The sequence below is a fragment of the Wocania arenilitoris genome, from assembly GCF_021728535.1.
GTDB lineage: Bacteria > Bacteroidota > Bacteroidia > Flavobacteriales > Flavobacteriaceae > Wocania_A > Wocania_A arenilitoris.
In genome coordinates, this window is sequence record NZ_JAKKDU010000003.1 from 187897 (window position 1) to 200401 (window position 12505).

At 31.5% G+C, this 12505-nt stretch carries 12 protein-coding genes; 4 read left to right on the forward strand and 8 right to left on the reverse strand.

Going from position 1 to position 12505, the window contains the following annotated elements; translation table 11 throughout:
- Positions 1 to 27: 27 nt before the first annotated feature.
- From L3X37_RS03495 to L3X37_RS03510, 4 genes are all read left to right on the forward strand, one after another.
- Complete coding sequence (locus L3X37_RS03495) at positions 28 to 462, forward strand: hypothetical protein (protein WP_237238790.1); 435 nt, start codon at positions 28 to 30, stop codon at positions 460 to 462.
- A gap of 1 nt (position 463) precedes the next feature.
- Positions 464 to 1075: an ExbD/TolR family protein gene (locus tag L3X37_RS03500; protein WP_237238791.1), complete on the forward strand. Its 612-nt coding sequence runs from the start codon at positions 464 to 466 to the stop codon at positions 1073 to 1075.
- Between the two features lie 26 nt (positions 1076 to 1101).
- Entirely contained in the window at positions 1102 to 1581 is a 480-nt protein-coding gene (locus tag L3X37_RS03505; RefSeq protein WP_237238792.1) for an ExbD/TolR family protein, read from the forward strand.
- Positions 1582 to 1813: 232 nt separating this feature from the next.
- Positions 1814 to 2506, forward strand: a complete 693-nt coding sequence (locus L3X37_RS03510; RefSeq protein ID WP_237238793.1) for a porin family protein — start codon at positions 1814 to 1816, stop codon at positions 2504 to 2506.
- Here L3X37_RS03510 and L3X37_RS03515 read toward each other — a convergent pair.
- The 8 genes from L3X37_RS03515 to tsf all read right to left on the reverse strand — a co-directional run bounded on the left by L3X37_RS03515 (position 2501) and on the right by tsf (position 12502).
- Positions 2501 to 3109 (reverse strand): hypothetical protein, encoded by a 609-nt coding sequence (locus L3X37_RS03515; protein WP_237238794.1) that lies wholly within the window; start codon positions 3107 to 3109, stop codon positions 2501 to 2503. The two genes, L3X37_RS03510 and L3X37_RS03515, sit on opposite strands and share 6 nt — an antisense overlap.
- A complete protein-coding gene (rpoN, locus tag L3X37_RS03520; protein ID WP_237238795.1) occupies positions 3106 to 4560 on the reverse strand; it encodes an RNA polymerase factor sigma-54 in 1455 nt (484 codons plus the stop codon). Before rpoN ends, L3X37_RS03515 begins: the two co-directional genes overlap by 4 nt.
- Positions 4561 to 4639: 79 nt before the next feature.
- Positions 4640 to 6073, reverse strand: a complete 1434-nt coding sequence (gene asnS, locus L3X37_RS03525; RefSeq protein ID WP_237238796.1) for an asparagine--tRNA ligase — start codon at positions 6071 to 6073, stop codon at positions 4640 to 4642.
- A gap of 170 nt (positions 6074 to 6243) precedes the next feature.
- Positions 6244 to 8631, reverse strand: coding sequence for an efflux RND transporter permease subunit (locus tag L3X37_RS03530; protein WP_237238797.1), 2388 nt, complete (start codon positions 8629 to 8631; stop codon positions 6244 to 6246).
- A 59-nt stretch (positions 8632 to 8690) separates the two neighbouring features.
- A complete protein-coding gene (locus L3X37_RS03535) occupies positions 8691 to 9962 on the reverse strand; it encodes a DUF5686 family C-terminal domain-containing protein (protein WP_237238798.1) in 1272 nt (423 codons plus the stop codon).
- A gap of 58 nt (positions 9963 to 10020) precedes the next feature.
- Positions 10021 to 10578, reverse strand: a complete 558-nt coding sequence (gene frr, locus L3X37_RS03540) for a ribosome recycling factor (RefSeq protein WP_237238799.1) — start codon at positions 10576 to 10578, stop codon at positions 10021 to 10023.
- A gap of 43 nt (positions 10579 to 10621) precedes the next feature.
- Positions 10622 to 11329, reverse strand: a complete 708-nt coding sequence (pyrH, locus tag L3X37_RS03545) for a UMP kinase (protein WP_237238800.1) — start codon at positions 11327 to 11329, stop codon at positions 10622 to 10624.
- A gap of 198 nt (positions 11330 to 11527) precedes the next feature.
- Entirely contained in the window at positions 11528 to 12502 is a 975-nt protein-coding gene (gene tsf / locus L3X37_RS03550; RefSeq protein ID WP_237238801.1) for a translation elongation factor Ts, read from the reverse strand.
- Positions 12503 to 12505 lie beyond the last annotated feature (3 nt).

Below are 12505 nucleotides of genomic sequence, written 5' to 3' on the forward strand. Positions count from 1 at the left end.
TTATTTAACATAATAAAAATTAAACAGATGAAAAAAATATTAACCATATTGTTAGCAATAGTAGGCATATTGTCTATTGTATTTCTAGCAATGATAATCTCAACAGGAGACGAAGCTATTAAGGCAGGCGAATCTAGTGGAACAGTGAATACATTTATGTATGTTGCCTATTTAGTTTTGTTTTTAACACTTGCTTTTGTTGTTATTTTTAGTTTAAAAAATATATTTAGCAACTCTGAAACTTTAAAAAGTACACTAAAAGGTGTAGGCACATTCGCAGTATTAGCTGCTATTTGTTACTTTGGGTTTGCTAAAGGTGTAGAAACACCTTTAAAAGATGGAGATATGTTATCTGCAGGAGGCTCACAATTATTAGGTGCAGGATTATACCTGTTCTATTTCTTGCTAGCCATTGCAGGCGGATCAATGTTGTTTTTCGGAATTAAAAAAATGATAAAGTAATATGGCAAAACGAGCAGCACCAGAAGTTAATGCAGGCTCAATGGCCGACATTGCTTTCTTACTATTAATCTTTTTCTTAGTAACTACTACTATACCAAAGGATTCTGGTATTAACAGAAAACTTCCACCTATTGACGACAGCGAAGTAGAGCCACCAATTATAAAACAGAAAAATATTTTTACTGTTTTATTGAACAAAAACGATCAGTTATTGGTTGAAGATGAGAATATGAAGATTAAAGACCTACGACAAGCAGCTGTTGAGTTTTTAGATAACGGAGGTGATGGGTCATGTACTTATTGTAAAGGCGCAAAAGATCCTGCTTCGTCTGATAATCCAGATAAAGCTATTATATCTTTAAAAAACTCGCGTGAAACATCTTACGCAGCATACATAGCAGTGCAAAATGAACTAGTTGCTGCCTATAATATATTAAGAAACAGAAGAGCACTTGAAATTGGTCCGCAAAAAGGGTTTAGAGATATGAATTTTATTGAAATGCAAAATAATCATAAAGATGTAAGATGGATTGGGAATAAAGAAAAGCTAAAAGAGGTTATTGATCAAATAAAATTAGAAATACCTCAGAAACTTTCAGAGGTTGTAGAATAATTTAGAATTAAATAAAATAAAAGATTATGTCTAAATTTAAAAAGAAAAAAGATGGAGGTTTAGCTCCTATCAATACAGCATCATTACCAGATATTGTATTTATGTTATTATTCTTTTTTATGGTAGCGACTGAGATGAGGCCAGACACACTAATGGTTCAAAATAAATTACCAGTAGCAGACCAAATAGAAAAGCTTGAGAAGAAGTATCCTATTAGCTATATTCACATAGGTAAACCTAGTGTTGGTTATGAAAAATATGGAAGCGTAGCTAGAATACAGCTAAATGATAAATTTGCTGATGTTTCTGAAGTTGGTAATTTTATTGGAGCTGAGAGATTAGCAGAAAGAGAAGAATTAGTCCCTTACTTAACAGTGTCTTTAAAAGTTGACAAAGAAGCTAATATGGGTATTGTTGGAGATGTAAAGCAGGAATTACGTAAAGTAAATGCATTAAAAATTAATTATATGACAGGTAGTGGTGATGCATTAAATAATATAAAATAAACAATCTTAATTTTATATTTTAAAAAGCGTTTTGATAATTCAAAACGCTTTTATTTTTTACACATAATACAATTTTAATTATACTTGTATAGTTATGCTAAATAAGCTTAGATATAAATGAAACATCCATGATTAATATTTAATCACACAACAAAATGATTATTTAGGATGTTACATGCCTGCACTGAGCTTTGTCGAAGTGTGACCGTTGAATAACAATAAATATAAACACATGAAAAACCTTATTTTAATTATATTTTTATTAATAGGTTTTCAATGGGTTTTTTCTCAAGATACTCAAGAGAAAGCCATAGATTCACTTTATAAAGAAGATCATTTTTACGCAGGAATAACCTATAATTTATTAGGAAAAACACCAAATGATTTTAAACAAAGTGGTTTTTCAACAGGTTTTCATTTTGGGTATATTAAAGACATCCCTATTAACAAAAACAGAAATGTGGCTATTGGTATTGGTATTGGGTACTCTGCAAATTCGTTTAATCAAAATTTATTTGTAAATAAACTTGCATCTGGCGATTTTGACTATAGTATATTAACTGATGAAAATACCTATACCAAAAATAAATTTTCAATACATTTAATTGAGTTGCCTATTGAGTTTAGGTGGCGAACATCAACACCAACGAATTATGATTTTTGGCGTATATATATGGGTTTTAAACTAGGATATGTGTTAACCCATACAACTAAATATGTTGGCGATTTGGGTGCTTTAAAACATAATGATATTGATGATTTTAATGACTATCAATATGGATTAACCTTGAGCATAGGGTATGGTACTTGGAATCTTCATTTGTATTATGCGTTAAACGCTATTTTTTCAAATAATGCTGTTATAAATAACGATAGTATTGATATGAATGCTATAAAAATTGGATTAATGTTTTATATATTATAACCAGTAATTAACTAAAATTAATTGTGGAAACAAACCAACAAAACAGCCTATAATTAATTCTTTATAAGTGTGGGCATTTAAGTGTAATCTAGAAGTCGCTACTGCACCTGAAATGATAGACATTAAAGCGAGCGTGCCATTAATATTTATGTTAAAATGAATACTTAATGCTATAAAAAACATAAATAATCCAGATACTGCAATCATATGGATGCTAGCCTTAAGTTTAAAAATAGCCAAAAACAAACAAGCTAATGTTGATATTAATATACCTACAAAAAAGAAGTAAAGCTCAATAACCTGACTAGGAGTTATAATGCGTTGTAGTACCAAAAAAATAACGATACAATTTAGAATAAGCGGAACAATACGTTCTTTAGTACTTTCTAAATAAATGGATTTTACTTTACCTAAAGTCTTTAATAAAAAATAAAGCAATATGGGTAAAACAATGGTTAAAATAAAGAGTGAAATTAATTTGGCGCTAATAATTTCATTTGGTATAAATCTTGGAGATTTTGCAAAGTAAAATGAAACACCTAATATAGGCATTAACAAAGGGTGAAAAATAAGCGATATACTTTTTAAAATACGATCTATCATATTTTTTTGCGTAAACGAGCAACAGGAATATCTAATTGTTCTCTATATTTTGCAACAGTGCGTCGTGCAATAGGGTACCCCTTTTCTTTTAAAATGCCAGCTAAAGTTTCATCAGTTAATGGCTTGCGTTTGTTCTCTTCTTCAATAACTGTTTCTAAGATTTTTTTTATTTCTCTGGTTGAAACATCTTCTCCTTGATCGTTTTTCATAGATTCTGAAAAGAACTCTTTTATTAATTTGGTCCCATAAGGCGTATCAACATATTTGCTATTAGCTACCCTTGATACTGTTGATACATCCATTTGTATTTCATCTGCAATATCTTTAAGAATCATTGGTTTTAAGGTACGCTCATCGCCAGTTAAGAAATACTCTTTTTGGTAATGCATAATGGCACTCATAGTTAAAAAAAGTGTTTGTTGGCGTTGTTTAATAGCCTCAATAAACCACTTAGCGGCATCTAATTTTTGCTTAATAAATATAACTGCATCTTTTTGAGATTTCGATTTGTCTTTGGACTCTTTATAACCTTTAAGCATATTATTATACTCTCTAGATACATGTAATTCTGGTGCGTTTCTGCCGTTAAGTGTAAGCTCTAATTCACCATCAACAATTTTAATTGCAAAATCTGGTACCACATGCTCAACAATTCTGTTATTTCCTGCATAAGAACCACCAGGTTTTGGGTTTAAATGTTCAATTTCAGTAATAGCATCTTTTAATTGAATTTCTGTAATATCAAATTTTTGAAGCAGTTTTTTGTAATGCTTTTTAGTAAACTGATCAAAAGCATTATCAATAATATGTATTGCCAATTCGGTATCTGGAGTTTTTTCTTTTCTGTGCAATTGAATACTTAAACATTCTTGTAAATGTCGTGCGCCAACTCCAGCAGGGTCTAATTGATGAACGATTCGTAAAACTGATTCCACTTTTTCTTCTTCGGTATAAACGTTTTGGGTAAAAGCTAAATCGTCTGTAATATCAGCCAGCGAGCGCCGTATATAACCGCTTTCGTCAACACTTCCTACTAAAAATTCAGCAATATCACGCTCTTCATCAGATAATCTATAAGTATTTAGTTGATTTATTAAATGCTGAGTAAACGATGTTCCTGCAGCGTAAGGCATTGTTTTTTCTTCATCATCGCTACTGTAATTATTAACTTGTGTGCGATAATCGGGAACTTCATCATCACTTAAATACTCATCAACATTTATATCTTCGGCGTTAATGGTTTCATTATCGCTGTAATCGTCAGTTGTATTATCTAAATCGTAATCGTTGTCTTGCTCTTCTTTACCACCTTCGAGTGCAGGGTTTTCTTCCAGCTCTTGTTTTAAGCGTTGCTCGAATGCTTGCGTAGGCAACTGTATCAATTTCATTAATTGAATTTGTTGCGGCGACAGTTTTTGCGATAACTTAAATTGTAAGTGTTGTTTAAGCATATTTCGATTTGGTTTAAGATAAAAGTAAAAAAAACTTTTAGTTCTTTAGTTACCAATAATAATTCTTTTAAAACTTTTTCTAAAACTCTGCGTTTTGTGGTGTTCTTGGAAAAGGAATAACATCTCTAATATTGCTCATTCCTGTGGCAAACATAACTAAGCGCTCGAAACCTAAACCAAAACCAGAATGTACTGCAGTACCGTATTTACGTAAGTCTAAATACCACCATAATTCTTCTTCATCAATATCTAAAGCTTTTATTTTCTCTTTTAACACCTCTAAGCGTTCTTCACGTTGAGAGCCACCTACCATTTCGCCAATACCAGGAAATAGAATATCCATAGCGCGAACCGTTTTTCCATCTTCATTTAAACGCATGTAAAAGGCTTTGATATTAGCTGGGTAATCAAATAAAATTACAGGACACTTAAAGTGTTTTTCAACTAAAAAGCGCTCATGCTCACTTTGTAAATCTGCGCCCCATTCGTTTATTATATATTTGAATTTCTTTTTCTTGTTGGGTTTACAATTGCGTAAAATATCTATAGCTTCGGTATAACTAATACGTTTAAAATTATTTTCGGTAACAAAATTTAGCTTTTCAATTAAAGTCATTTCGTTACGTTGCGCTTGTGGTTTTGTTTTTTCTTCGTCTTGTAAACGTTTGTCTAAAAAGTTTAAATCTTCAATATTATTTTCTAAAACATAGCTTAAAATAGATTTCATAAAATCTTCAGCTAAATCCATATTACCATTTAAATCCATAAAAGCAACTTCGGGTTCAATCATCCAAAATTCTGCCAAATGACGCGAGGTGTTAGAGTTTTCTGCTCTAAAAGTTGGCCCGAAAGTATAAACTTTACCTAAAGACATCGCATAAGTTTCTGCTTCTAATTGACCAGAAACCGTTAAGTTTGTTTCTTTTCCGAAGAAATCTTGTTTATAATCTACTTCACCTTCATCATTTAATGGTGGATTCTTAGCATCTAAATTGGTAACGCGAAACATTTCGCCGGCACCTTCAGCATCACTGCCTGTTATAATTGGCGCGTGCATATAGTAAAAGCCATTTTCGTTAAAATATTTATGAATGGCAAATGATAGCGCAGAACGCAAGCGCATAACTGCGCCAAATGTATTGGTTCGTGTACGTAAATGGGCGTTCTCCCTTAAAAATTCAAACGAATGTTTTTTGGGTTGAATAGGAAATGTTTCAGCATCAGAATCGCCTAAAATGTCAATAGAAGTTACATTAACCTCAACGTTTTGTCCCTTACCTCGGCTTTCAACTAATTCGCCTTTTATATGCAGTGCAGCACCTGTTGTAATGCGTTTTAAAATAGCTTCGTCTGTATTTTCAAAGTCTACCACACATTGAATATTATTTAAGGTAGAACCATCATTTAAAGCAATAAAACGATTCGCTCTAAAGGTTCTAACCCAGCCTTTAACTTCAACTTCTGGCAAATTAATATTTTGCAATAATAATTCTGAAACGGTACGTAATTGCATGTGCATTTAATTTAAAGTACAAATATAATATTTAGTAAACAGTATGCAGTAGCAGTATGCAGTAAATTTGAATACTTTAGGCTTTTGGCTTTCAATTTTCAAAGAATTAAAAAACAAATCCCGAAATGAGAAATGCCTTTTTTGGAATTTGTTTTTTAATTATTAGATTTTTATTCCGCTTCGTCTTCCTCCGGAATAATATTTATTGAAGGCTCTTTTAATACTTCTTTATTAGCAATACTACGCTCTAAAGAAAGTAAAAGCGATGGTAGTAATAAGAGGTTAGAAAGCATTGCAAAAAGTAAGGTAGCCGAAACTAAAGCACCTAGTGCCACAGTGCCACCAAAGCTTGAAATAGTGAATACTGAGAACCCGAAGAATAAAACAATAGAAGTATAAAACATACTTACACCTGTTTCGCGTAATGCGGCGTAAACCGATTTTTTAATTTTCCAATGGTTGGCTTGCAACTCTTGTCTGTATTTTGCTAAAAAATGAATAGTATCATCTACAGAAATACCAAATGCAATACTAAACACTAATATGGTTGAAGGCTTTATAGGCACACCCAAATAACCCATTAAACCCGCGGTAACCAATAAAGGTAATAAGTTAGGGATGAGCGACACAATAATCATTCTAACAGACCTAAACATATAAGCCATAAATAATGAAATAAGTAAAATGGCTAACGACAGCGAAATGGCTAAGTTTTTCACCAAGTATTTTGTTCCTTTTTGAAACACTAATGCCATACCAGTCATGCTAACGTTGTATCTGTCTTCTGGAAAAACTTTATCTATTTTAGTTTGAAGATTTTCTTCTATACGTTCCATTTTGTCGGTGCCAATATCCTTTATAAAGGTAGTAATACGTGCATATTGTCCGGTACTATCTACAAAATTTTTAAGTAAATCGACATTAGATGTTGAGTTTTTTGCGTACGATAAAATAAAACTGTTTTCTTGCACTGTTGGTAATTGATAATGTTTAGGGTTGCCATTGTAATAGGCTTGTTTAGAATATTTTACTAAACCAACAATCGAAATAGGTTTTGAGAGTTCTGGTGTTTCAATAATTAAAGCTTCCAGTTCGTTCATGCGTTTTAATGTGGCAAGTTTCATAACACCTTTTTTACGTTTGGTGTCAATCATAATTTCTAAAGGCATAATGCCATTAAACTCATCTTCAAAAAACCTAATATCGTTTACAAATCCTGATTCTTGTGGCATATCTTCAATTAAACTGCCAGAAATTTTAATTTGATAAATTCCAATAATACTAACAATAAGTAAAATGACTGATGTAGCATAAATAGTAATATGTTTTTGTTTTACCATGTATTCCATCCAATTTACAAAACCACCAATCCAACGTTTATTTAGGTGTTCTAAATGGCGGTCTTTTGGATATGGCAGAAATGTGTAAATAATAGGAATTATAAGCAAGCACAAAATAAAAATTGCCAAAATACTTAGTGATGCTACTATACCAAACTCTTTTAATAGTTTACTTTCAGTTAAAATAAACGTAGCAAAGCCTGATGCTGTAGTAACATTTGTCATTAAAGTTGCATTACCTATTTTGGTAATAACACGCTGTAACGATTTTACTTTATTACCATGTAGTTTTACTTCGTGCTGGTATTTATTAATTAAAAATATACAGTTTGGTATACCAATAACAATAATTAAAGGCGGAATTAATGCAGTTAAAACGGTAATCTCGTAATTTAATAAACCAAGAAAACCCAAAGTCCACATTACACCAATACAAACCACAATAAGTGAAATAAAAGTGGCTCTGAACGACCTAAAAAAGAAAAAGAAAATTAATGACGTTACTAATAAAGCTGCCGTTATAAACTTACCAATTTCATCAATAATAAGTTGCGAGTTAAGTGTCCTAATATAAGGCATTCCAGATACTCTAACGTTTAAATTGTTCGATTTTTTAAAGGCCTCAATTGTTGGATTTAAAGCGTTAATAATAAAGTCTTTTCTTGCCGATGTATTAACAATATCTTTTTTTAAATAGATAGCTGTTCTAATGGTTTTAGTCTCTTTATTAAATAAGAAATTATCGTAAAAAGGATACTTGTTAAAAAGCTCATTTAGAAGTATTCCTATTTGCTTAGCAGATGAAATGGAGTCTTTAATAAAAGGTTTAAGCTCAAACTTTTCGTTTACATTATCTTTAACAAGTTTTTGTAAATCTTTAATTGAAACAACGGTTTCTACATCTTCAAATTGTTTAAATGTTTCTGAGAGTTTATTCCAAGCATTTAATTTTTCAACAGTAAAAAGTGTAGAGTCTTTAACCCCTAGAATAATTAAATTCCCTTCTTCTCCAAAGGTTTTTAAAAAATCATTATAAACTATATTGACTTCATGATCGTCTGGCAGTAAATTAGCTTCGGTGTATGTAAAACGCATATTTTTCCACTGAAAACTAAAAAATATGGTAGCAACAATTATACCTACAAGAATAGCAATTTTATTGCGTAAAATGAGTCGCGCTGTTACATCCCAAAAATTTGTTGTAAATAGTTTAAACATGCTTATTTTTTACGATGCGCAAAGGTAGAAAAAACAATGTACAACTAACTTTAATTAGCCTATAATGTTACGTTAAAGGTGAATTTTAAAGCAATATTATCTCCCAATTTTGGTAAATGGTAAGCACCATACCTGTAAGAAAAGCTTAAACCAAAACCAAATAGTAATTTATTAAGCTCGAAACCAGATTCTGTGTAACCATCTTTTAGCGAATTAAAACTTATATTTTGGTGTCTTTCAGGGTTTTTAATACTGCCAATTGCATAACGCATAATTATAACTAACTCTGGATTAAAGCGCTTAGAAATGTTAAATGGTGATAGATGATGTTTAAATTGTATAGTGGTAAACTTATCTGAAAAAAACTCATTAAAAAACATGGTTTCAAAACTATTTAAACCTGCAACCGAAAACCGTTGTAAAATGGTCTCTTTGCCAATATTATTTGGGTAAGCATGATATAAATGTGTTAAGGGAGCATTTTGAGAAGTTATACCAGAGACTAAAATAATCTCAGAAAACGTTTCGTTTTTATACAGTATTTTATGTATGGTTCTAAAGTCTAGTTTTGAAAAGTCGATATTGCTATTAAACAAATTTTTAAAACTGTTTGTAAACTGAATAGTGAATTTTGGATAGCTTTCCTTAATTTCTATTAATTTGTTTTTTTTATATTCAAAACAACTAAAAGGGCTCCATTGCAATGCTAAGGTTGCCGTGCTTAAATGAAACTCGCTTAACGTATCGTTATTAAACACATATTTATAGTTGTAAGTGGGGTTTATATTGCTTACAGCAAATTGTGTTTCGGTTAATAGTTTAGATGTTAACTGATGTTGTAAAGAAATGGATTTGGTTATGTGTTTATGAAACAAATCAATATTTAATAAACGGGGTTCAAAAAACTGAAAAAAACGTGTATCGGTTAAAAATTTTGTACTTCCTGTTTCTTGTAAATCATTAGTATATGAGGCATTTATCCACGTATTTGTTTTTTCTGCTAACCTAAATCCAGCACCAATACTGTATTTAAAACGATGATCTTTAAAACCGTAAACGGTATATCCATTAATTCGAAATTTTTCTGAAAATGTCTCATTAGTTATACCTCCAATACCAGTTCTGAGACCTTCGTATTGATTAAACTTTATTAAATAACGCAAGTCGAAATTAAAATATTTGGTTGGTAAAAAACCGTTTCCGAGTTGCTTAACAAAAGCACTTTTTTTTATAGAATCTTGTTTGGGCTCTATATCATTATCAACAAAAGATTGCGAGTGCACTAACATTGTAAAAAATAAGAAGAATAAAGTTATACAATGTTTTGGCATATGTGTAATAAAAAAATGAATTTATAAAAAAAGCGACATTTTAGAGTCGCTTTATAATTTACACGGTCATAATTTCCTTTTCTTTATTATCGAAAAGTTCATCCACTTTTTTAACGTGATTATCTGTTATTTGTTGTACATCTATTTCTGCATTTTTCTTTAAATCTTCAGATATATCATCATTTTTCTTAATATCGTTCATAGCATCTTTACGCGCTGTTCTAATACTTACTTTAGCATCTTCAGCTTCAGCTTTAGCTTGTTTAGCTAAATCTTTACGGCGTTCTTCTGTTAATGGCGGTACATTAATAATAATAGTTTCTCCATTATTCATTGGGTTAAATCCAAGATTTGCATAAGCTATACCGCGCTCAATTTCTTGAAGCATGCTTTTTTCCCAAGGCTGTACTGTAATGGTTCTGCCATCTGGTGTATTAACATTTGCAACTTGATTTAGAGGTGTTTGAGTGCCATAATAATCAACCATAACACTCCCTAACATTGCTGGACTTGCTTTTCCTGCTCTAATATTTAAAAATTGTTTTTTAAGATGCGAAATTGCATTATCCATAGCTTCTTGAGCAGTATCTAATATAAATTGTATGTCTTCGTTCATGATTTTAAATTTTATATCAATAATTTCAAAAATTGCGCCAAAATTAAATATTAACTTCTGTTCCTATTTTTTCACCTGTAACAACTTTCATTAAATTACCTCTGGTATTCATATCAAAAACAATTATTGGTAATTTGTTTTCCTGACTTAGTGTAAAAGCAGTTGTATCCATAACTTTAAGTCCTTTTCTTAATACGTCTTCAAAAGTTATATGGTCAAATTTTATTGCCGATGTATCTTTTTCAGGGTCTGTGTTATAAATACCATCAACACGTGTACCTTTTAAAATAACATCAGCTTCTACTTCAATGGCTCTTAAAACAGCAGCCGAATCAGTAGTAAAATAAGGGTTTCCTGTGCCTCCACCAAATATAACAACACGCCCTTTTTTAAGATGACTCATAGCCTTTCTTCTTATAAAAGGCTCAGCTACTTCGTTAATTTTAATAGCGGTTTGTAAACGTGTTTTAACACCTGCATCTTCTAAAGCGTTTTGTAATGCCAACCCGTTTATAACGGTTGCTAACATCCCCATATGGTCACCTTGTACTCTATCCATACCATTTACGGCACCAGCTACACCTCTAAAAATATTACCACCACCAATTACAATAGCAACTTCAATGCCTTTTTCTGTAACTGCTTTAATATCTTGAGCGTATTCTGCTAAGCGTTCTGGATCAATACCATATTGGCGATTGCCCATTAAAGCTTCACCTGATAGTTTTAGGAGTATTCTTTTGTATTTCACGTTTTGATTTTGATTTGTGAGATTTCCACTTTCGTGGAAATTAGAGTTTAGCAAAGCTACATAATTTTTTTATTTTTTGAATTTATATGAAACGTGATTTTTTTGAATAAAAAAACCACTACTTTAATTAAAGTAGCGGTTTTGAATTTTATTTAATCACCTCCTACCCCAATAGCTTTTGGAGGTTCGAGAAAGATATTATCCTACTGTAGCACGTTTAAAACCAGATATTTCAACGACTCCAAACGAAGAAACATATTCTGCAACTGTTTTCTTTTCATCTTTAATAAACTTTTGGTCAAGTAAACATTGTTCTTGATCTAGAGTTGTGTTGTCAGAGATGTAACGTTCCATTTTACCGGGCAAAATTCTATCCCAAATTTGCTCTGGTTTACCTTCTGCTTTTAATTCTGCTTTTGCAGCTTCTTCAGCTTGAGCTAATACTTCAGGAGTTAATTGTGCCATAGAAATGTATTGAGGTACATTTTTAAGTGTTTTACCTAAACGTCCTAATTCAATATTTTCTTTTTCAATAACTGCAATTCTTGCTTCAGTTTCTGATGCTATAAACCCAGGATCGAAATCTTTGTAAGATAATGAAGTTGCTCCCATAGAAGCTACTTGCATAGCAACGTCTTTTACTAAAATATCGGCGTTATCAACTTTTGCAGTTAAACCAACTAAGGCTGCAATTTTATTAATATGAACATAAGACCCAACGTAGGCAGCTTCTAATTTTTCAAAAGCTGTAATATCAAGTTTCTCACCAATAACACCAGTTTGTTCAACTAACTTATCAGCTACACTCATGCCATCAAAATTAGCGGCTAAAAACTCATCTTTAGAATTAGTGTTTAAAGCGATTTCTGCTAATTGGTTTGCTAATGCTAAAAAGTTCTCGTTTTTACCAACAAAATCTGTTTCGCATCCTAAAACAATAGCAACACCTTCTGTTTGGTCTGCATTTATTTTTGCAACAGCAGCACCTTCAGAAGAATCTCTATCAGCTCTTTTTTCAGCTACTTTTTGTCCTTTTTTGCGAAGCACTTCTATAGCTTTATCAAAATCGCCTTCAGCTTCAACTAAAGCTTTCTTGCAATCCATCATACCCGCACCTGTTGCTTGTCTTAATTTGTTTACTTCTTGGGCTGTTACTTTTACTGTAGTACTCATAGT

Excerpts from the sequence above, each read along its gene's own strand:
- L3X37_RS03515 (WP_237238794.1), bottom strand. The coding sequence starts at position 3,109 with ATGATAGATCGTATTTTAAAAAGTATATCGCTTATTTTTCACCCTTTG.
- L3X37_RS03500 (WP_237238791.1), top strand. The coding sequence starts at position 464 with ATGGCAAAACGAGCAGCACCAGAAGTTAATGCAGGCTCAATGGCCGAC.
- L3X37_RS03530 (WP_237238797.1), bottom strand. The coding sequence starts at position 8,631 with ATGTTTAAACTATTTACAACAAATTTTTGGGATGTAACAGCGCGACTC.
- L3X37_RS03535 (WP_237238798.1), bottom strand. The coding sequence starts at position 9,962 with ATGCCAAAACATTGTATAACTTTATTCTTCTTATTTTTTACAATGTTA.
- rpoN (WP_237238795.1), bottom strand. The coding sequence starts at position 4,560 with ATGCTTAAACAACACTTACAATTTAAGTTATCGCAAAAACTGTCGCCG.
- frr (WP_237238799.1), bottom strand. The coding sequence starts at position 10,578 with ATGAACGAAGACATACAATTTATATTAGATACTGCTCAAGAAGCTATG.
- L3X37_RS03510 (WP_237238793.1), top strand. The coding sequence starts at position 1,814 with ATGAAAAACCTTATTTTAATTATATTTTTATTAATAGGTTTTCAATGG.
- L3X37_RS03505 (WP_237238792.1), top strand. The coding sequence starts at position 1,102 with ATGTCTAAATTTAAAAAGAAAAAAGATGGAGGTTTAGCTCCTATCAAT.
- tsf (WP_237238801.1), bottom strand. The coding sequence starts at position 12,502 with ATGAGTACTACAGTAAAAGTAACAGCCCAAGAAGTAAACAAATTAAGA.
- asnS (WP_237238796.1), bottom strand. The coding sequence starts at position 6,073 with ATGCAATTACGTACCGTTTCAGAATTATTATTGCAAAATATTAATTTG.
- L3X37_RS03495 (WP_237238790.1), top strand. The coding sequence starts at position 28 with ATGAAAAAAATATTAACCATATTGTTAGCAATAGTAGGCATATTGTCT.